Source organism: Demequina phytophila, assembly GCF_000971135.1.
In the GTDB taxonomy this organism is placed as follows: Bacteria; Actinomycetota; Actinomycetes; order Actinomycetales; family Demequinaceae; genus Demequina; species Demequina phytophila.
Map to the genome: position 1 here is coordinate 196568 of NZ_BBLW01000003.1, position 18207 is coordinate 214774.

The following is an 18207-nucleotide window of genomic DNA, read 5'->3' on the forward strand; positions in this document are numbered from 1 at the left end:
CGGGGGACGATGCGGGGGGTGCGCCGCGCGCGAGGCGACGGCGCCGGCGCGGGGGGACGGAGCATCGTCCCCCCGCGCCCGGGCGTCAGCCCTTGATCTCCTGCCAGGCCTTGGTCCACTCGGAGTAGTCGACGCACTCGACGTCGGTGCGGCCGTCGACGCAGTCGCTCACGGGGGTGGTCCAGTACCAGATCTGCTCCGCGTACTCGGCGTCACCGGCGTGGTACGCCTCGCAGTCGTCGCGGAAGTCGCAGGCCTCCTGCGAGGACGGCGCCTCGCCGAAGTAGGCGGTGGCCTGCGCGTTGGCCTCGGGGCTCGCGATGTAGTCGAGCCATGCGTACGCGCAGTTGGGGGCCTCGGAGTCGGAGGCGACCATCCAGGTGTCCGACCAGCCGGTCGCGCCCTCGTCGGGGAGCACCACCTCGGTGTTGCCGGACGTGATGGAGTTCTGGATGACCTGCCACGTGGTGCCGACCACGGAGTCGCCGGTCTCGAAGGCCTGGATCTCCTTGAGGTAGTCGGACCAGTACTCGCCCACGGAGTCGCGCTGGGTCTTGAGGAGCTCGACGGCGGCGTCGAACTGGTCCTGGTCGAGCGCGTAGGGGTTCTCGATGCCCAGGTCGGGGTTGTGGGTCATGAGGTACATCGCGGCGTCGGCGATGTAGATCGGCGAGTCGTAGGCCGTGACCTTGCCCGAGTAGTCGGACGCCTTGTCGAACACCACGTCCCAGCTGGTGGGGGCGGGCGTGACCTCGTCCGTGTTGTACATGAGGAGGTTGGCGCCGTAGCCGTGCGGGACGCCGTAGCTCACGCCGTCGACGGAGTTCCACTCCTTGTCCTTGAGGAAGTCGAAGATGCCGTCGTAGTTCTCGAGCAGGTCGGTGTTGACCGGCTGGACCAGGTCGCCGGCGATGAGGCGGAGCGTGAGGTCGCCGGAGGCGGCCACGACGTCGTAGCCGCCGCTCTGCATGAGCTGGTAGGCCTCGTCGGAGGTGCCGTAGGTCTTGGAGGTGACCATGCAGCCCGTGGACTCCTCGAACGCGGAGACCCAGTCGACCTCGGGGTCGTTGCTGCCGTCCTCGACGTAGCCGGGCCACGCCAGGATGGAGACGGTGCCCTCGGCGGCGCCGAGCGAGGCGGCGGCCTCGGAGCCGGAGCCCGAGTCGCTGGTGCCGCACGCGGCGAGTGAGGCGACCGCTGCGGTCGCGATGCCGGCCCGGAGGGCCGTGCGGGACGGGGACTTCGACACGGGGACTTCCTTTCGTTGGGGTGGTGCGGGTCACTCAGGCCGCGTCGGGCTCCGCCTCGAGCGGCGCCGCGGCGGCGGGCTCGACGGAGACGGTGACGCGGTCGCCGCGGGAGCGGCTGTTCTGGGCGCCCATGTTGGGCTCCAAGGCGGTGATGCGGGCGCCGAGGCCGTCGAGGTCGACGACGATCCGGTGCTCGGGGCCCGTGTAGATGACCTCGGCGATGGTGCCGGGCACGCCGCCGGTGGCGGCGTCGAGGGTGACGCGCTCGGGGCGCACGGCCATGGCCTGCGAGCCCAGGCCGAGAGCGGCGGAGACGGCGGGCTCGAGCAGCGTCGAGGACCCCACGAACGAGGCGATGAAGCGGTTGCGCGGGTGGTCGTAGACGTCGCGCGGGGTGCCCAGCTGCACCACCTCGCCCGCGTCGAACACGGCCACACGGTCGCTCAGGGTGAGCGCCTCGTCCTGGTCGTGGGTCACGAACACGAACGTGATGCCGAGCGCGCGCTGCAGCTCCTTGAGCTCGACCTGCATCTGCTCGCGCAGCTTGAGGTCGAGCGCGCCCAGCGGCTCGTCGAGGAGCAGCGCCTGGGGGCGCAGCACGATCGCGCGGGCGAGCGCGACGCGCTGGCGCTGGCCGCCGGAGAGCTCGTGGGGGCGGCGCGCCTCGAAGCCCGCGAGGCGGACCTGGCCGAGCGCCTCCTCGGCGCGGGCGCGGCGCTCCTTGCGACCCACGCCGGCGACGCGCAGCCCGTACTCGACGTTCGCGATCACGCTGAGGTGCGGAAACAGCGCGTAGTCCTGGAAGACGGTGTTGACGGGGCGCGCGAACGGGGCGAGCGCGGTGACGTCCGTGCCGAACAGCGCGACGGTGCCGCGCGTGGGCTGCTCGAAGCCGGCGATGCAGCGCAGCACCGTGGTCTTGCCCGAGCCCGACGGGCCGAGCATCGAGAAGAACTCCCCCGGCTCGATGTCGAGGTCGAGATCGGCGACCGCGATGGTGTCGCCGTAGCGCTTGTGCAGGCCGCGGAGGCGGATGGCTGAATCCATGCGGGCTATTCATCTACTTCCAGATGTCTTTTTCAAGACCCGCGATGTAACAACTCGATTAAATCTCTGGACCCAGACCTTTGCGGAGGGCGCGCGGGGCGCGACAATGGCCGCCACGGGAGGGAGCGCGATGGGAATGTCCTGGGGTCCGGGAGCCGCGGCGGCGCGATCGGCCACGCATGCGGCGATCTTCGCGCCGCTCGCGCCCGCGGGACGCGCCGACGCCGTCGCGCAGCGCCTCGCCGACGCGATCCAGCTGGGGCTCCTCGACCAGGGAGAGCGCCTTCCCACCGAGCAGGAGCTCGGGCGCCAGTTCGGTGTCGCCACCGTCACCGCACGCGAGGCGCTGGAGACGCTCCGCTCCGCGGGGCTCATCGAGACGCGCCGCGGCCGCGCGGGCGGCAGCTTCGTGTGCGGCAGCGGGGACGATGCCCGGGTCGCCCTGGAGTCGCGCCTCGCCGCGCTGTCGCGGGTCGAGCTGCGCGACAAGGCGCTGATCTACGGACTCGTGGCCGCGGGCGCGGCCGAGCGGGCCGCGCTGTTCGCCACCCCGGACGAGGTCGAGTCGCTGTCGCTGCTGGTGGAGCACGGCGTCACGGCGAGCGGGGCGGCCGCGCGGCGTGCCGAGAACGGGATCCGCCTCGAGGTCGCCGCGCTCTCCCGGTCCGCGCGGCTGGTGAGCGAGCAGGTGCGCCTGCAGGCCGAGTTCGGCCCGCTGCTGTGGATCGCGCTCCACGAGCGCACCGTGGTCGCCGGGAACGCGGCGCGTCACCGGAGGCTGGTCGAGGCGATCGGCGCGGAGAGCCCCGAGCAGGCGCGCGCCGTCGTGGTCGAGCAGGTCGGATGGCTGACCGACCGGCTGCTCGCGATCCGCGAGACGGTGGAGCGATGATCGCCGAGGCCATCCTCGAGATGGCGGACGTGCTGGGCGCCTCGTTGGCGCCCGTGTTCGCGCAGGTGTCCGACTGGCGCGACCGGCTCGAGGCGGTGCTCGCCGGGGGCTCCGCTCACGCCGGCGACGTGGACGACGCGGTCGAGTGGCTGGTGGCTCCGTCGCTCGCCGACACTGGCCCCGCGATCGGCGCCGGGTTCGTCGCCGCTCCCGGATTCCTCGAGGACGCGCCGTGGCACCTCGCGTGGTGGGTGAGCGCGGCGAACGGCGTGGGGCTCGCGGGGCGCGAGGGAACGCTGCGCCGCCTCGCGTCGATCGAGGACCCGCTCGACGAGTCCTTCCATGACTACACGCGCCTCGAGTGGTGGCGCGGTGCGGTCGACGGGCGCGACGCCTACCTGGCGGGTCCGTACATCGACTACCTGTGCACCGACGAGCTCACGCTCACGCTCACCATGCCCGTCGAGGTCGACGGACGCGTCGCCGGGGTGGTGGGGGCGGACCTCTCGGTCGCCGGTCTCGAGCTGCTGACCGACGGCGTGATCGGGGCCGCCTCCGTGCCCGCGATCCTCGGCACCGCGGCCGGACGCGTGGTCGCGGCCACGGACGCCACGCTCGAGCCGGGCACGCCCGCGCGCCGGCTGGGGCTCGCATGCGAGTGGCATCCCGTCCCAGGGTGCCGCGGCACGCTCAAGGTCGCGCGCGCAGCCTGAGCCGGCGCTGCGCCCTGGTGACACATCGGTGTACGCACACACGTGTGCGGGCACTCATGTGACGAGCAGACGCATCGCACGAGAATGTGACGCGCTCCGCTGATACATCCGTGCAGAAATCGGCCCGTTGTGCTGCGCTCGTGTATCAGCGGGCGCGGAACGCCCGCCGGGAGCGCCTAGGGGCAGCTCAGTGCGAGTCGTGCCTCAGTGCGAGCAGCCGCACGCCCCGCCGCCGCCGCAGCCGCCGCCGGACTTCGGCGCGCGCTCGGGTCGGGCCTGGGCGCCCTCGAGGGTGTAGCCCTCGTCGTGGATCGCGGCGTCGGCGTCGAACGCGAAGTCCTCCGCGCTGGCTCCGGCCGCGAGCAGCACCACCGCGCGACCCGTCGCGTGATCCACCGAGGCGGACTTGACGCCGGCGAGACCCGTGAGGGCCTTCTCGACCGAGGACGAGCAGCCGTCGCACGTCATGCCGGACACGGCCAGCTCGACGACGGTCCCGGGAACGTGAGTCATGATCTCCATGTCTTCGAGCGTAGACATTCCAGTGGAGGGGAGGGTCAACCCTTGGTCCCGGGTGTTGCCCGCGCAGGCTCGGCCGCACGCCCCTCCGCCACCTTGCTCACGTGTGGCCGCAGCAGTGCGCGCACCGCGAGCCCCGCCACCAGCGCCCAGAAGGCCGATCCGATCCCGGCGAGGGTCGCGCCGCTCGCCGCCAGCATGAACGCGACCGCGGCCGGCAGCCGGTCCCCCTCGGATACGAACGCGCCCGCGAGCGACGCGGCGAGCGTGGGCAGGAGCGCGAGGCCGGCCACCACCGCGAGGATCTCGGTGGTGCCCGCCTGCGCGAGCGCCACCAGGGTCGCGCCGGTCGCGGCGAGCACCACGTAGGAGGCGCCGGCGGCGAAGGCGGCGATCCACCGGCGCCGCGGGTCCGGGTCGGCGTCAGGGGACGCGGGGAGCGCGGCGGTGATCGCGGCCAGGTTGATCGCGTGCCCGCCCGCGGCCGCCCCCAGCGCGGTGCCCGCCCCGGTGATCAGCATCGTCCCGCGCCAGGGGACCCGGTAGCCGGCGCTCGCGAGCACCGCGACTCCCGGCACGTTCTGCGACGCCATGGTCACCACGGTGAGCGGCAGCGCGATGCCGGCCGCCGCGGCCCACGTGAACGAGGGTGAGGCGATGGTCAGGGACGGCGCGGTGATCGCCGCGACCGCGTCACCGCCCGCCTGCAGCACGATCACGACGAGCCCGGCGGCGAAGGCGACGGGCGTCGCCCACCGCGGGGCGTACCGCTGGAGGATCAGCCACAGGGCCACCACGGGTGCCACCCAGGCCGGCGACGCCGCGAGCCCCGTCACGGGCGCGAGGCACAGCGGCACGAGGACCCCGCCGAGCATGCCCTGCGCGAGAGGCGCGGGGATCGAGGCGACCAGCCGGCCCAGGCGCGGCCACATGCCGACGGCCGCGATGAGCACTCCCGTGAGCAGGAATGCGCCGACGGCCGCGGGCCACCCGAGCGACGCCTGGGTCGCGAGCAGCGCCGCCCCGGGAGTCGACCACGCGAGCGTGATCGGGAGGCGGTGGCGCCTGGAGAGCACCATGGTGCCCACGCCGACGGTGAGGCACAGGGCGAGCAGGCCGGACGATGCCTGGGCCGGGTTCGCGCCGGCGGCCGTCAGCCCCGCGATGAGCACCGCCACGGAGCTGGTGAACCCCACGAGGGCGGTGGTCACGCCCACCGACACGGGCCTCGCCCACGACTGTTCCATGAACAGAACGGTAGCACCGGTGTTCTGTTCATGGAACGGATGCGTATGCTCGGGGGCGTGACCACGGAGGAGTTCGCGCAGATCATCGGCGCGCGGGTGCGTGCCGCGCGGTCCGCACGCGGCCTGAGCCTCGGCGCGCTCGCCCGCGCCTCCGGCGTGGGCAAGGGGTCGCTCTCCGAGATCGAGCACGGGTCGCGCAATCCCAACCTGTCGACGCTCTACGCGCTCGCGGGCGCGCTCGACATCCCGCTCGCGGCGCTGCTCGCGGAGACGGCGGGCGCGGAAGCGGCGGCGGACGGGATCATCGCCCGCCTGCTGGACGTCGAACGGGGCGACGACGGCGTGGTCGAGGTCTACCGGCTCGAGCTCGCCGGCGGCGTCGAGCACCGGTCGGGCGCGCACGGCGACGGCGTGGTCGAGCGGCTGCTGGTGCTGCGCGGGACGGTGACCGCGGGGCGGGTGGGCGCGGCGACCACGGCGGGCGCGGGCGGGCTCCTCACCTGGGTGAGCGATGCCGAGCACTCCTACCTCGCGGCGGAGCCGGGCGCGACCGCGCTGCTCACCGTGACAACGCCGCGACGCTGACCATGCCGCGACGCTGAGCGCGGGGAGGGCCGGAGACGCGAAGCGGGGCCCGCCTGTGGGCGGGCCCCGCTTCGCGTCCGGGCGCTACTTGTCCTCGGGCTTGATCTCCTCGACCGCGTCGTCCCACACGTCCTCGGCGCCGTCGATGGTGGAGACGACCTCCTCGGTGGCACGGGCGCGGGCCTCGTCGGCGGCCTCCTTGACCTTCTTCGCCTCGCTGATCGCGGTGTCCTTGACCTTGGTGAAGGCGGGTCCGGCGACGTCGGCGACCTTCTTGGCCTCCGTCACGGCGGTCTCGCGGATCTGCTCGGCGGCGGGGCCGGCGGCCTCGCGCACCTTCTCGTAGGTGGGTCCGGCCTTGTCGTTGATGACCTCGGCGGCTGCGGTGGCGGCTGCCGTGGCGGCGTCCGCGGCCTTGCGCGCCGCGTCCGCGGCGGCGTCGACGGCCTTGTTCACGCCACGACGAAGGTTGTCCTTGAAGTCGTCCTCGGACGCGAACTCCCACTCCTCGTCCTCGCCGGCCCACGGGTCGCGGCCCCGGTCGCGTCGCGCCCACACCACCACCGCGGCACCGGCCGCGGCCGCGAGGGCGAGCGGCACCAGGACCTTGCCCCAGGAGCCCCGCGACTTCTCGTCCTCGGTGCGTGCGGCATCGTCCACCGCGGCGAGCACGGCGGGGATCGCGGCGCCCACGATCGCGGCGTGCGCGACGTCGACCCACTGCTCGGCGGTGTCGCCGGCCTTGTGCACGTAGGGGGAGGCCTTCTTCGCACCCTTGTGATAGGCCTCCTTGGCACGCGGAGCGGCCCACTCCTTCGCGTGCTCGTACTGAGGCTCGGCCCACTCCTTCGCGCGCTTGGCGGCCTTCCGGGCGGCGATGGACGCCTCGCGTGCAGCCTCACGCGCCTGCTGTGCCGCGTCTGCCGCCTGATCGCGCGCCTTGTCGGCGTCGAAGCCCTGGAAAGAAACCTTGCTCATGCTGCGCTCCTCCTGGTTCGTGGGGACTTGGCCCTCGTACATCGGCAACGCGCCCATGCCCGAGTCCGTTCCGTCCATCGTGCCACTTGCGGCGCGCGGTGGCGAGGGCCATGGAACAATGGCGACCATGATCGCAACCCTTCAGACCACCGCCGGGGACATCCGCATCGAGCTGTTCCCGAACCACGCTCCCGTCACCGTCAAGAACTTCGTGGGCCTCGCCACCGGCGAGAAGGAGTGGAAGAACCCCGCGACCGGCGAGAAGAGCAACGACCCGTTCTACGACGGCCTCGTGTTCCACCGCGTCATCTCCGGCTTCATGATCCAGGGCGGCTGCCCGCTCGGCACCGGCACCGGCGGCCCCGGCTACAACTTCGACGACGAGATCCACCCGGAGCTCCAGTTCAACGAGCCCTACCTGCTCGCGATGGCGAACGCCGGCCAGCGCCTCAACCCCATCACCGGCCGTCCGGGCGGCACCAACGGCTCGCAGTTCTTCATCACCGTGGACAAGCCGAGCTGGCTCAACGGCAAGCACACCATCTTCGGCAAGGTCGCCGACGACGAGTCGCGCGCGGTGGTCGACGCCATCGCCGCCGCTCCCACCGATGGCCGTGACCGTCCCCTCGAGGACGTCATGATCACCGGCGTCTCGATCTCCGAGTAACACCGCATGACCCAGGATCCGGGTGCCGCTGCGCCCACGTGCCCGCGGCACCCGGACCGGGTGTCCTACGTCCGCTGCCAGCGCTGCGGACGTCCCGCCTGCCCCGAGTGCCAGCGCCCGGCCGCGGTGGGCATCCAGTGCGTCGACTGCGTGCGCGAGGCGAAGGCCACCGCGCGACCCATGGTCAACCGCCTGGGATTCGTCAGCGCGATGGGCACGCCCGTCGTCACCTACACGCTCGTGGGCCTCAACGTGCTCGCGTACCTGTACGGCACCTTCGTCATGGGCGCGCAGGCGTGGCAGGACGCGTGGGGCCTGTGGACCGGCGTGGGCCCGGTCGAGGCGGCCATGTACTCGAACGTCGGCACCGAGTGGTACCGCTGGGTGACCTCCGGGTTCGTGCACTTCAACCTGCTGCACATCGCGATGAACATGCTGGTGCTGGTCCAGTTCGGCACGCAGCTCGAACCCATCCTGGGGCGCCTGCGCTTCCTGGGCCTCTACATGGCCTCGCTCCTGGGAGGCTCGCTCGCCGCGGTGCTCATCTCCCCCGAGATCGCCCTTCACGGCGGCGCGTCCGGCGCGATCTTCGGCCTCATCACCGCGTACGCGGTGGTGCTCGCGAAGCTCAAACTCGACTACCGGTCGCTGCTCACCACCGCCGGCATCTGGCTGGCGATCGGCTTCCTGCCGGGCATGAACATCTCGTGGCAGGGCCACCTGGGCGGCGCCGTCGTCGGCGCGCTCACCATGCTCGCCATGCTGCGCTGGGTGGACCGCAAGCCCGTCTAGCGAGCGCGCACCGTCCCGACTCACGGCCTCACCGCGTCATCGCGGTGGGGCCGTCCGCGTCCGGGGCTGGCGACCGGGGGACGATGCCCGGGTCGGGTCGCGCGACCGCGGTCACCCGTCGTCGGGGGTCTCCCGCGGGTCCCCCGGCCGGGACCGCTCACCCGGCCGCGGCATCGTCCACGGAGGTCCACCCACAGGGGTCTGCCCGTTTTCTCCACAGACCGGATCTGTGGACAAGTACGGCGCGATCCCGCGATTTCCCCACAGTCATCCACAGGTGTGAATGACATCCGTGTAGTTATCCCCACCGTTGTGCACAGTTCGGGGATAACTACACCGGTGTGGTTTCTCCACCGCTGTGGACGGCCGTGGGGATAACTACAGCAGTGTGATTCAGCGCCAGCGGGTGAGGAGGACCATGCCCCCCGCCATCAGCACGAAGCCGACGCCGAGGTTCCAGTCGCCGATCCCCGGGATCGGGTAGTTCGCCTTGGTCACGTAGTAGACGACGATCCAGGTGGGCCCCAGGATCAGCAGGGTGAGCGCCGTGGGCAGGAGCCACTTGGGGTTGTCGCTCTGAGCCTTGCCCAGGTTGCGGGGGGCCTTGTAGACCTGCTGGCCGTTGGTGTCGCGCTTCTTCGAGAGTGCCACTGTCTGCTCCGTGCATCCTTCGCCCGCGCACGCGCGCGGGGTGTGCGCCCAGGGTACCGAGTGGGGGTGCTCGAGCGGGATTCCCGCTGGTGCGGGGCTCCCGTAGGCTGGTCGCATCATGCAGGCTCCCGCGCAGGTCCCCACCGAGCCGGGCGCCCCCGCGCCCCGGCGTGCGGGGTTCGGCAACCGGCTGGTGTCGCTGGTGGGCGAGCTGCTCATCATCGCGGGCGCCGTGATCGGGCTGTACGTGGTGTGGCAGCTGTTCTACACGGACGTGATCGCCGGCAAGGAGCAGGAGCACGTGCTCGAGACGCTCGACTGGGCGTACACGGAGCCCGTCACCGCCGCCTCCACCGCGGACGAGGGCCCCGAGGTCATCCCGGTGGGTGCCCACATGCCGCCCGAGACCGCGCCCGTCATGGAGGAGCCGGACTTCACGACCACGTTCGCGACCTTCTATGTACCGCGCTGGGGAACGGACTACGTCAAGCCGATCTCCGAGGGCGTGACCCGCACCGAGGTGCTCGACGTGCTCGGGATCGGCCACTACCCGGGCACCGGGATGCCGGGCGCGCTGGGCAACTTCGCGATCTCCGCGCACCGCACCACGTACGCGAAGCCCTTCAACCGCATCGCGGAGCTTGAGCGGGGCGACGCGCTGGTGGTGCAGACGGAGGGGGCCTGGTACGTCTACCGCGTGACCGACGACCTCATCGTCTACCCGAACCAGGTCGAGGTGATCGCGCCCAAGCCCGGCGACCTCGACGCCGCGCCGGACGGCCGCTACATCACGCTCACCACCTGCCACCCGATGTACTCCGCCGCCGAGCGCTACGTGGTGCACGGCGAGCTCGAGTACTGGGCGCCCACCGGCATCGGCGTGCCGGCCGAGATCCTCGAGGAGATCCCGCAGCCATGATCTTCCCGTTCGTCTGGCGCGTGCTGCCCGGCCCCGCGTGGGTCAAGGTGGTGCTGCTCGTGCTGCTGCTCGCCGCCGTGGTGGCGGTGCTCTTCCAGTGGGTGTACCCGTGGTTCTCGGTCACCTTCGACATCCAGGACCAGAATGTGGAGGCCGTGCCATGACCCGGATCCTCGTCGTCGACAACTACGACTCGTTCGTCTACACGATCGTCGGATACCTGCGGCAGATGGGTGCCGAGACCGTGGTGGTGAGGAACGATGCCGTGACCACGGCGGGCGACGTGGCGGGCTACGACGGCGTCCTCATCTCGCCCGGACCGGGCACGCCGGCCGAGGCAGGCTCCTCGATGGACGTGATCCGCCAGTGCGCCGACGCAGGGGTGCCCATGCTGGGCATCTGCCTCGGGCATCAGGCGCTCGCGGAGGTCTACGGCGGCGTGGTGTCGCACGCGCCCGAGCTCATGCACGGCAAGACCTCGGCGGTGACGCACTCCGGCGAGTCGGTGCTGGACGGACTGCCGTCTCCGTTCACCGCGACGCGCTACCACTCGCTCGCGGTGGAGAACCCCACGGTGCCCGACGAGCTCGAGGTGACCGCCTCGACCGCGAACGGCATCATCATGGGGCTCAAGCACCGGGCGCTGCCGCTCCACGGCGTGCAGTTCCACCCCGAGTCCGTGCTGACGGAGGGCGGCCACCGCCTGCTCGCCAACTGGCTCGAGGTGTGCGGCATGCCCGACCCCGAGGGGCGGGCGGCGGGGCTGAGCCCGCTCGTGCGGAGGTAGTGGGAGCGCTCGCTCCGCCTGCTCTACCCCTGCTGCGCGGTTCGACCCGGTCCTGCATGCAGGATCACCGGTTCAACAATCCTGCATGCGGGCCGTGCCGACCCGTATGCAGGACCGAGTCGAGGCTCATCCTGCGGAGCGCGAGCGAGGGTCCGCGCTCAGCCGCGTCGGACCGTCACCATGAGTGCGCCGGTCGCGACCACCGCGCACGCCGTCATGACGAGCGCGAGCGGCGCGGCTGTCGCGGTTCCGCCCACGCTCACGAGGGGCGACACCAGCGCCGCGAGGCCGAACTGCGCCGCGCCCAGCACCGCGGAGGCGGCTCCGGCCCCAGCCGGGACCGCGCCTAGGGCCAGCGCTGTGGCGTTGCCGAACACCAGGCCCAGGCTGCCCACCCCGACGAACAGCGGCAGCGCGAGCCAGCCCGCGGGCGCGCCGAGCGCGACCAGCGTGCCGAACACCAGCGTCGACGCCAGCAGCACCGCGATGCCCGTGACGAGCAGCCGGCGGACGTCGTGGGTCGCCGCGAGCTTCGCCGACACGGCGCTCACCACCATGAGGGCGAGCGCGTTGGCGCCGAACGCCAGGCCGTAGCCGGTCGTGTCGAGCCCCATCATGTCCTGGTACAGGAACGGCGACGCGGAGATGTACGCCATCATCACGCCGAACGCGAAGGTGAAGACCGCGGTGTACCCGAGGAACGCGCGCGAGCGCAGCGCACGCAGCGGCGAACCGGTGGCGAGGCGCTCGGCGCGGTCCGCGAGGCGCCGGTCTGCGGGGTAGGACTCCCGCACCACCGCGATCACGGCGACGAGCATCACCACGGAGAGCGCCAGCACCACGGCGAGGATGCCGCGCCAGCCGATCGGCTCGACCAGGAATCCACCCACCACGGGCGCGATCACGGGCGCGACGCCGCCGACGATCATCATGAGGCTGAACGCGCGCGCCGCCGCCTTCCCGGTCGCGAGGTCCGAGATGATCGCGCGGCCGATCACCATGCCGGCGGCTCCGCCGAGGCCCTGGAGCAGCCGCGCGCCGATCAGCACGGCGGGGCTGGGGGCGAGCACGGTGGCGATGCCGGCGACCACCATGAGCAGGCAGCCGGCGAGCAGCGGGGGCACTCGACCGAACCGGTCGGACAGCGGCCCGAACACCAGCTGACCCGCGGTCACGCCCACGAGGAACGCGGTGAGGGTGAGCTGCACGGCGGTCGCGCCGGTCCCCAGCTCCGCGGCCATCTGCGGGAACGCCGGGAGGTACAGATCCGTCGCGAACGGCGCGATGGCGGACAGCAGGCCGAGCACCGCGAGCAGGGCGGCGGTGATGGCGGCGCCGGTGGACGATGCGGCGGTCGCCCTGGCCTCGGAGGTGGCGGCCTGGGGGTGCGCGGGCGCGGACATAGGGACTCCTCGCGGTGAATTGATTATGAAATCATAACTGAACGGGCCTCGCGACGGTACCCTCGGACGCATGGTTGAGGACGACCCCACCGACCGCGAGCTCGCGGAGTTCGCCGAGTCCATCCTGCGGATCGCGCGCGAGCTGGATCCCCATGCGGCCGGCGTGGACGTGGTCCCGCTGACGGGCACGGAGACCGCCGTCCTGCGATGGATCCACCACCACCCGGGGGCGTCGCCCAGCGCGGTCGCGGACGCGACGGGCCTGCGCCGGCCCAACCTCTCCGCGGCGGTCCGCAGCCTCGAGGACAAGGGGCTGGTGCGCCGGTCGCCCGACCCCGCGGATCATCGGCAGCAGCACCTCGAGGCCACCGCGCTCGCGGACGAGGGCGTCGAGCGGCTGCACGCCTACTGGTCGTCGCGGGTTCGCGAGGCGCTCGGCGGCGCGGTGGGCGGGGCATCCGCGGCGGCGGGGCTGCTCGACCGCCTCGAGTCGGGCCTGCGCGCGCGCTGACCGCCGGCGCCGTTGACTTCCAATGACGGATGTGACGCGAATGCACCCGTGGTGCAGGTGAGGCAGCCCCATCCTTCACGCGGCAACACACCTGTCACAAGTGTCATGGGGAATCGACGCGCCAGCTGACCCGACACCTCACCAGGCGGCGATCACCAGCAGCGTGACCGCGAACCCGACCGGCTGATTGAGCCACAGGAAGGTGCGCCAGCCGCGGTTCGCGTCCTCGCACGTCTCGTCGGTGACGCCCACGAACCGCGCGACCGAGACCACGTACGCGAGCGGGAGGAGCGCCGCGAGCAGCGCGGGCCACGGCAGCGCCAGCAGCACCAGCGCGGAGGCGACGTAGAGCGCGATGGAGAACCACACCGTGGCGCGCGCCCCGATCACCGTCGCGACCGAGCCGATCGCGCCCTCGCGGTCGGCGCGCACGTCCTGCACCGCGCCGAACGCGTGACTGGCCATGCCCCACATGATGAACGCCACCCACACCGGCCACGCGCCCGGGTCGAGCAGCGACTCCCCCGCCAGCACCAGCGCATAGACCAGGGGCCCCGCGAAGTGCAGCGCGGACGTCAGCGAGTCGAGGAACGGCCGCTCCTTGAACCGCAGCCCCGGCGCCGAGTACGCCACCACCCCGAACAGCACCAGCACCAGCGTGACACCCGCCGCCACCGACCCCTGCAGCACCAGCCACACGAACGGCGGGATCACGGTGATCGCGCATGCCCACAGGATCGCGCGGTGCACGCGCCGCGCCTCCGTCCGGTCGCGGATCACGTCCCCCTCGATGCCGCCCTTGCGGGGGTTCGCGAGGTCGGACTCGTAGTCGAAGACGTCGTTGATGCCGTACATCAGCAGGTTGTACGGGATGAGGAAGAACAGCGTCCCCACCACCAGCACCGCGTCCACCTGATGCGTCACCAGCAGGTACGCGGCGGCGAACGGGAACGCGGTGTTGATCCAGGACACCGGGCGCGAGGCCCGCACCAGCGCGGCGAGCGTGCTCACTCGCGCGCCAGCCACGTCCACAGCGCGGGCACCAGCATCACGGCTCCCAGCGTGTAGGAGAAGTCCTCGAGGGGCGCGGATCCCACGCGGACGCCGGAGATGAGCGACTCGTCGTATGCCACGATCCCGAGGCCCACGATGACGTTGTCGAAGATCGTGGTGAGGGCGATGAGCACCAGTCCGGTGAGCAGCAGGGGACGATGCGGCAGTCGCCTCAGCGTGGGCACGGTCACCGCGGCGATGAGCGCCAGGACGGCGACGGAGAGGAGCGCGTAGGTCATGCGGGCTCCTGCGCGCGGTGGCTGCGGTGAAGCCAGCGCCACAGCAGCAGCGTCTGATACACGAGCAGGACGAGGAAGAACAGCTCCTCGAGGGGCACCTCGGGCGCGAGGAGCACGCCGGTGAGGTAGGGCGCGTCGCCGATGAAGAAGATCCCCAGCCCCACCCCGACCGCGTCCCACGCGAGGAAGAACGCGACCGCGATCGCCACGGTGAGCAGCGCGGGTCGGGGACGGTCGAACACCGCGACGCGATACCGCCGGTCCAGCAGGACCAGCCCTGCGATCGACACGAGCAGCGCGCCCAGGTAGGCGAAGGACGTCACGCGCCGGCCCGCCGCGCGAGGTTGCCCAGGATCCCGCGGTCGCGCGAGCGTGCGAGGAAGCCCGGCGGGGCGGGCGCGGGCAGCGGACCCACGTCGACCGCGCCGAGCAGCCGCTTCGCCACGAGCTCCGCAGAGATCAGGCACAGCGGCACCCCGATCCCGGGCACCGTGGACGCCCCGGCGTACAGGAGGTTGGGCACCTTCGAGGAGACGTTCGCGGGCCGGAACAGCGCGGACTGCGTGAGGGTGTGCTCGAGTCCGAGCGCGCCGCCCTCCCAGGCGCCCATCTGCGTCGCGAAGTCGGAGGGGGTGGTGACGCGCAGCACGGTGGAGCGGTCGGCGAGATCCGGCACCCCCGCCCAGGTCCCCACCTGCGCGAGGTAGCGCCGGCCCAGCGCCATGAGCGCCGCACGCGACTCGGGCGTCTCCCCGAGCGTGGTGTCCGCGGGGAACGGCACCAGCATGAACAGCGAGTCCTTGCCCGGGGGCGACACCGCAGGGTCCGTGGCGCCCACCCGGGACACGTAGATGGACGCGGGCACGGGCGGCAGGTCGCGCGCGAGGATCGCGTCGAAGTGGGCGTCCCAGTCGCGCGTGAACAGCAGGTTGTGGTGCGCGAGCTCGGGCACGGAGCCGTCGACCTCGGCCATCACCAGCAGCGCGCTCACGCCGGGCTTGCGCCGCCGCCACGTCTTCTCGGGATGAGCTCGCCACTCCTCGGGTACCAGCGCCGTCTCCAGGTGGTGGAGGTCCGCTGCGCCCACCACGGCATCGGCCCGCACCACCTCGCCCGACTCGAGGGTGACGCCGGTCGCGAAGCCGCGATCGTCCACCAGCACCCGCGCGACGGGCGAGCCGGTGCGCAGGTCCGCTCCCGCGTCGCGTGCCACGCGCGCGATGGCCTCCGTGACCGCGTACATGCCGCCGCGGGGGTAGCGCACGCCGTCGGTGAGGTCCAGGTGGCTCATCAGCGAGAACAGTCCCGGCGCGCGGTCGGGCGAGGATCCCAGGAACACCGCGTGGAAGCCGAGGATCTGGCGAAGCCGGGGGTCGCGGACGCGTAACGCGATGCGCGCGCCGAGCGAGCGCGCGAGCAGCCCGGCGAGCAGCGGCAGGCGGCGCATCACCTCGCCGTTCACCACCGCTTGGGGCCGCGCGAACGTGGTGTAGAGGAAGCGTTCGAGAGCGAAGCGGTAGAGGACCCCTGCCTCCTCGGCGTAGGCGCGCATCGCGTCGCCCTCGCCGGGGCTCAATGAGTCGAAGCGTCGCCAGTTCTTCTCGGGATCCGCGGACACGTCGAGGGTCGACGCCGTTTCCCACGGGTCGTCGCCCTCGAAGAACACGCGGTAGCGCGGGTCGAGGTCGACCAGGTCGAGCTCCTGCTCGACGTCCCGGCCCATGAGCGCGAACCATTGCGCGAACGCCTCGGGCATGAGGTACCAGGAGGGGCCCGAGTCGAACGTGTGGCCGGCCACCTCCACACGCCCCATGCGTCCGCCCAACGTCGCGTGCTTCTCGAGCAGCACCACGTCGGCGCCGCCGCGCGCGAGCAGGCCCGCGGACGCGAGCCCCGCGACGCCGCCGCCGATCACCACGACCCGCGGGCCGGTCATGCGGTGCTCCAGGGGCGGAGGGCGGCCAGGTTGCGCGCCGCCAGCGACGCCTTGACCGGGTTGGGGACCCGCACCCGACGGGTGACGAGCCTCCGCGCGGGGGTCTCCGCGATCTGGTCGAGCAGCCGCGCGTAGATGTCGATGGTGGTGCCCACCGCCGCCCGCGCGCGTGGGGGGAGCGCCCCCAGCACCTCCTGCGCCGCCGCGATGTCCCCCCGGCACTCCTCGACGAGGCCCGCGAGCCGCGCATCGTCCAGCGTTGCGGCCGTGACGCCGGGGAAGTAGCTGCGCCCCAGCTCGCCGTCGTCCGTCGCGAGATCCCGCAGGAAGTTCACCTTCTGATACGCGGCGCCGAGGCGCCGCGCGCCCGCGCGGACCTCGGGGTCGAGCGGTCGCGGCCCGGCGCCGGTGTTGACGAAGACGGCGAGGCACATCTCCCCCACCACCTCCGCGGAGCCGAAGATGTACCGCGCGAGCGAGTCGGCGTCGTGTGCCGTCGCGGTCAGGTCCATGCGCATGGACGCGAAGAACGGCTCGGTCTGCTCGTGCGTGATCCCGACCTCGCGCGCGGTGAGCGCGAACGCGTGCGCGACCAGGTCGGTGCTGAAGCCGCGGTCCATCGCGGCGTGGACCTCGGCCTCGAACGCGTCGAGCAGCTCGCCCGCATCGGGCCCGCGGTAGGTGTCGACGATCTCGTCGGCGACGCGCACCATCGCGTACACGTTCCTGATGTGGGTGCGCTGCGCACGGGCCAGCAGCCGCGTGCCGAGCCCGAAGGACGTCGAGTAGCGGGCGATCACGCGCGCGGCGGCGTCGCGTGCCGCGGCGTCGTAGAGGGCGAGGCTGGCGGCGCCGTCGTCGTGCCGTCGCCGTCGCGAGCGGCGGCTCACGAGAGCCGGTCCGCGAGGCTGTCGATGAGGTCCACCAGGTAGCCCGACAGCGGCGCCGGGATCCGCTCGGAGGCGATGCGTCGCGCGAGGCGGCCGTGCTGACGCGCCGTGCGGAGCGCATGCTCCCGGGCCCCCGACGCGATGAGCACCTCTCGCACGCGAGCGGCCCCGTCCTCGTCCAGGCGAGGGTCGCCGACGGAGGCCTCGAGCACGGCCCTGCCCGCGGCATCGGCCCGTTGGAAGCCCAGGCGCAGCAGCTCGGTGCGCTTGCCGGCGCGCAGATCCGACAGGACGGACTTGCCGGTGACGGCGGGGTCGCCGAACACGCCCAGGTCGTCGTCCACCAGCTGGAAGCTCAGGCCCAGCGAGGCGCCCAGCTTCTCGAGGTGGCTCACCATGGTCGGGTCGCCGCCCGCGAGCTGCGCGCCGGCCAGCAGCGGCACGATGCACGAGTAGGTGGCCGTCTTGAGCTCCGCGACCACCAGCGAGTCCGCCTGCTCGGGGGCCACCATGCCGCCGTACATGTCGAGCAGCTCGCCCGCGATGGTGGTGCGGATCGCGCGGGTGATGAGGTCGAGGCACGCGATGCGGTGGTGGGCGGGCAGCTTCGCGCGGGAGATCAGGTCGTAGGACGATGCGAGGGCCAGGTCGCCTCCCAGGAGGGCGGCGGACAGGACGTGGGACTCGACCTGCGCGGGCGGGAGGCCGCTGGTCGCCAGCGCGGCACGCCGGGTGCCGGCGACGTTGGGACGGCCGCGGCGCACCTCGTCGCCGTCGAGCAGGTCGTCGTGGATGAGCATCGCGGTGTGGAGCATCTCCATCGCCGCGGCGACGGGCACGGCCGCCTCGGCGTCCTCGCCGCCCAGGCCCGCGTAGGCCGCGAGCGTGAGCGAGGGTCGCAGGTCCTTGCCGCCCAGGTACTGGTCGCCGATGGACGCCCACAGGTCGCGGTAGTCGGCGCCCGCGGAGGGCAGCTCGAGCATCGCACGCTCGACGTGGCGGTCGAGCGTGGCACGTACGTCGTCGAGATTGGCCTCGACGAAGTCGCGTACCCCGGCAACGGTCCCCAGCGGCGTCATCACGACAGGATAGACAGCACGACCCCCGGGGGTATTCCCCCAGGGGTCG

General features: G+C 72.4%; 22 protein-coding genes. 9 read left to right on the top strand and 13 right to left on the bottom strand.

The features are described 5' to 3' along the window. Nucleotides 1–85 precede the first annotated feature (85 nt). Complete coding sequence (locus tag AOM01_RS05945) at nt 86–1249, bottom strand: extracellular solute-binding protein (RefSeq protein ID WP_062290426.1); 1164 nt, start codon at nt 1247–1249, stop codon at nt 86–88. Between the two features lie 34 nt (nt 1250–1283). Further along, nucleotides 1284–2297: an ABC transporter ATP-binding protein gene (locus AOM01_RS05950; protein WP_062290429.1), complete on the bottom strand. Its 1014-nt coding sequence runs from the start codon at nt 2295–2297 to the stop codon at nt 1284–1286. Nucleotides 2298–2427: 130 nt separating this feature from the next. Between AOM01_RS05950 and AOM01_RS05955 the strand changes: the two genes are divergently transcribed. Continuing rightward, nucleotides 2428–3189 carry a FadR/GntR family transcriptional regulator gene (locus AOM01_RS05955; protein WP_169746523.1) on the top strand — a complete coding sequence of 254 codons (762 nt, stop codon included), beginning with the start codon at nt 2428–2430 and terminating at the stop codon, nt 3187–3189. After that, nucleotides 3186–3902 carry a cache domain-containing protein gene (locus AOM01_RS05960; RefSeq protein WP_062290435.1) on the top strand — a complete coding sequence of 239 codons (717 nt, stop codon included), beginning with the start codon at nt 3186–3188 and terminating at the stop codon, nt 3900–3902. The genes AOM01_RS05955 and AOM01_RS05960 overlap by 4 nt, the downstream gene beginning before the upstream one ends. A 204-nt stretch (nt 3903–4106) precedes the next feature. Here the strand turns inward: AOM01_RS05960 and AOM01_RS05965 are convergent, their stop codons facing one another. Both AOM01_RS05965 and AOM01_RS05970 read right to left on the bottom strand, forming a co-directional pair. Beyond that, the gene (locus AOM01_RS05965) at nt 4107–4424 is read right to left on the bottom strand and encodes a heavy-metal-associated domain-containing protein (protein WP_062290438.1); all 318 of its coding nucleotides are present in this window, start codon (nt 4422–4424) and stop codon (nt 4107–4109) included. Nucleotides 4425–4459: 35 nt separating this feature from the next. Further along, entirely contained in the window at nt 4460–5668 is a 1209-nt protein-coding gene (locus tag AOM01_RS05970; protein ID WP_062290441.1) for a benzoate/H(+) symporter BenE family transporter, read from the bottom strand. Between the two features lie 57 nt (nt 5669–5725). Here AOM01_RS05970 and AOM01_RS05975 point away from each other — a divergent pair, with 57 nt between their 5' ends. Continuing rightward, complete coding sequence (locus AOM01_RS05975; RefSeq protein WP_228374229.1) at nt 5726–6253, top strand: helix-turn-helix domain-containing protein; 528 nt, start codon at nt 5726–5728, stop codon at nt 6251–6253. Nucleotides 6254–6337: 84 nt separating this feature from the next. On the opposite strand, the gene AOM01_RS05980 is transcribed toward AOM01_RS05975, so the two are convergent. Continuing rightward, entirely contained in the window at nt 6338–7231 is an 894-nt protein-coding gene (locus tag AOM01_RS05980; protein ID WP_156155858.1) for a hypothetical protein, read from the bottom strand. A gap of 127 nt (nt 7232–7358) precedes the next feature. Between AOM01_RS05980 and AOM01_RS05985 the strand changes: the two genes are divergently transcribed. Both AOM01_RS05985 and AOM01_RS05990 read left to right on the top strand, forming a co-directional pair. Beyond that, nucleotides 7359–7898 (top strand): peptidylprolyl isomerase, encoded by a 540-nt coding sequence (locus AOM01_RS05985; RefSeq protein WP_062290984.1) that lies wholly within the window; start codon nt 7359–7361, stop codon nt 7896–7898. Between the two features lie 6 nt (nt 7899–7904). Continuing rightward, complete coding sequence (locus AOM01_RS05990; RefSeq protein ID WP_082110035.1) at nt 7905–8690, top strand: rhomboid family intramembrane serine protease; 786 nt, start codon at nt 7905–7907, stop codon at nt 8688–8690. Nucleotides 8691–9083: 393 nt separating this feature from the next. On the opposite strand, the gene AOM01_RS14155 is transcribed toward AOM01_RS05990, so the two are convergent. Continuing rightward, entirely contained in the window at nt 9084–9341 is a 258-nt protein-coding gene (locus tag AOM01_RS14155) for a cell division protein CrgA (protein WP_228374230.1), read from the bottom strand. A 118-nt stretch (nt 9342–9459) separates the two neighbouring features. Here AOM01_RS14155 and AOM01_RS06000 point away from each other — a divergent pair, with 118 nt between their 5' ends. From AOM01_RS06000 to AOM01_RS06005, 3 genes are read left to right on the top strand one after another with little or no spacing between them, the layout of a single operon-like run. Continuing rightward, complete coding sequence (locus AOM01_RS06000) at nt 9460–10260, top strand: class E sortase (RefSeq protein WP_062290454.1); 801 nt, start codon at nt 9460–9462, stop codon at nt 10258–10260. Then, entirely contained in the window at nt 10257–10424 is a 168-nt protein-coding gene (locus AOM01_RS14350) for a hypothetical protein (protein ID WP_156155860.1), read from the top strand. Before AOM01_RS06000 ends, AOM01_RS14350 begins: the two co-directional genes overlap by 4 nt. Beyond that, the gene (locus AOM01_RS06005; protein ID WP_062290457.1) at nt 10421–11047 is read left to right on the top strand and encodes an aminodeoxychorismate/anthranilate synthase component II; all 627 of its coding nucleotides are present in this window, start codon (nt 10421–10423) and stop codon (nt 11045–11047) included. Before AOM01_RS14350 ends, AOM01_RS06005 begins: the two co-directional genes overlap by 4 nt. A gap of 158 nt (nt 11048–11205) precedes the next feature. On the opposite strand, the gene AOM01_RS06010 is transcribed toward AOM01_RS06005, so the two are convergent. Beyond that, entirely contained in the window at nt 11206–12450 is a 1245-nt protein-coding gene (locus AOM01_RS06010; RefSeq protein ID WP_062290459.1) for a multidrug effflux MFS transporter, read from the bottom strand. A gap of 70 nt (nt 12451–12520) precedes the next feature. Between AOM01_RS06010 and AOM01_RS06015 the strand changes: the two genes are divergently transcribed. Beyond that, nucleotides 12521–12961 carry a MarR family winged helix-turn-helix transcriptional regulator gene (locus AOM01_RS06015; protein ID WP_062290462.1) on the top strand — a complete coding sequence of 147 codons (441 nt, stop codon included), beginning with the start codon at nt 12521–12523 and terminating at the stop codon, nt 12959–12961. Between the two features lie 138 nt (nt 12962–13099). On the opposite strand, the gene AOM01_RS06020 is transcribed toward AOM01_RS06015, so the two are convergent. Genes AOM01_RS06020 through AOM01_RS06045 form a run of 6 tightly spaced genes read right to left on the bottom strand, consistent with a single transcriptional unit; the run spans nt 13100 to nt 18158 of the window. Then, complete coding sequence (locus AOM01_RS06020; protein ID WP_082110064.1) at nt 13100–13987, bottom strand: prenyltransferase; 888 nt, start codon at nt 13985–13987, stop codon at nt 13100–13102. After that, the gene (locus tag AOM01_RS06025; protein ID WP_062290468.1) at nt 13969–14253 is read right to left on the bottom strand and encodes a lycopene cyclase domain-containing protein; all 285 of its coding nucleotides are present in this window, start codon (nt 14251–14253) and stop codon (nt 13969–13971) included. The genes AOM01_RS06020 and AOM01_RS06025 overlap by 19 nt, the downstream gene beginning before the upstream one ends. Further along, the gene (locus AOM01_RS06030) at nt 14250–14576 is read right to left on the bottom strand and encodes a lycopene cyclase domain-containing protein (RefSeq protein WP_062290471.1); all 327 of its coding nucleotides are present in this window, start codon (nt 14574–14576) and stop codon (nt 14250–14252) included. Before AOM01_RS06030 ends, AOM01_RS06025 begins: the two co-directional genes overlap by 4 nt. Beyond that, the gene (gene crtI / locus AOM01_RS06035; RefSeq protein ID WP_062290473.1) at nt 14573–16189 is read right to left on the bottom strand and encodes a phytoene desaturase family protein; all 1617 of its coding nucleotides are present in this window, start codon (nt 16187–16189) and stop codon (nt 14573–14575) included. Before crtI ends, AOM01_RS06030 begins: the two co-directional genes overlap by 4 nt. After that, nucleotides 16186–17079: a phytoene/squalene synthase family protein gene (locus AOM01_RS06040; protein ID WP_062290476.1), complete on the bottom strand. Its 894-nt coding sequence runs from the start codon at nt 17077–17079 to the stop codon at nt 16186–16188. The genes crtI and AOM01_RS06040 overlap by 4 nt, the downstream gene beginning before the upstream one ends. After that, nucleotides 17076–18158: a polyprenyl synthetase family protein gene (locus tag AOM01_RS06045; RefSeq protein WP_062290479.1), complete on the bottom strand. Its 1083-nt coding sequence runs from the start codon at nt 18156–18158 to the stop codon at nt 17076–17078. Before AOM01_RS06045 ends, AOM01_RS06040 begins: the two co-directional genes overlap by 4 nt. Nucleotides 18159–18207 lie beyond the last annotated feature (49 nt).

Coding starts and splice junctions, on each gene's coding strand:
- AOM01_RS06005 (WP_062290457.1), top strand. CDS start 10,421: ATGACCCGGATCCTCGTCGTCGACAACTACGACTCGTTCGTCTACACG.
- AOM01_RS06010 (WP_062290459.1), bottom strand. CDS start 12,450: ATGTCCGCGCCCGCGCACCCCCAGGCCGCCACCTCCGAGGCCAGGGCG.
- AOM01_RS05980 (WP_156155858.1), bottom strand. CDS start 7,231: ATGAGCAAGGTTTCTTTCCAGGGCTTCGACGCCGACAAGGCGCGCGAT.
- AOM01_RS05955 (WP_169746523.1), top strand. CDS start 2,428: ATGGGAATGTCCTGGGGTCCGGGAGCCGCGGCGGCGCGATCGGCCACG.
- AOM01_RS05990 (WP_082110035.1), top strand. CDS start 7,905: ATGACCCAGGATCCGGGTGCCGCTGCGCCCACGTGCCCGCGGCACCCG.
- AOM01_RS05985 (WP_062290984.1), top strand. CDS start 7,359: ATGATCGCAACCCTTCAGACCACCGCCGGGGACATCCGCATCGAGCTG.
- AOM01_RS06000 (WP_062290454.1), top strand. CDS start 9,460: ATGCAGGCTCCCGCGCAGGTCCCCACCGAGCCGGGCGCCCCCGCGCCC.
- AOM01_RS05970 (WP_062290441.1), bottom strand. CDS start 5,668: ATGGAACAGTCGTGGGCGAGGCCCGTGTCGGTGGGCGTGACCACCGCC.
- AOM01_RS05965 (WP_062290438.1), bottom strand. CDS start 4,424: ATGGAGATCATGACTCACGTTCCCGGGACCGTCGTCGAGCTGGCCGTG.
- AOM01_RS06045 (WP_062290479.1), bottom strand. CDS start 18,158: ATGACGCCGCTGGGGACCGTTGCCGGGGTACGCGACTTCGTCGAGGCC.
- AOM01_RS05950 (WP_062290429.1), bottom strand. CDS start 2,297: ATGGATTCAGCCATCCGCCTCCGCGGCCTGCACAAGCGCTACGGCGAC.
- AOM01_RS06025 (WP_062290468.1), bottom strand. CDS start 14,253: ATGACCTACGCGCTCCTCTCCGTCGCCGTCCTGGCGCTCATCGCCGCG.
- AOM01_RS05960 (WP_062290435.1), top strand. CDS start 3,186: ATGATCGCCGAGGCCATCCTCGAGATGGCGGACGTGCTGGGCGCCTCG.
- crtI (WP_062290473.1), bottom strand. CDS start 16,189: ATGACCGGCCCGCGGGTCGTGGTGATCGGCGGCGGCGTCGCGGGGCTC.
- AOM01_RS14350 (WP_156155860.1), top strand. CDS start 10,257: ATGATCTTCCCGTTCGTCTGGCGCGTGCTGCCCGGCCCCGCGTGGGTC.
- AOM01_RS06015 (WP_062290462.1), top strand. CDS start 12,521: ATGGTTGAGGACGACCCCACCGACCGCGAGCTCGCGGAGTTCGCCGAG.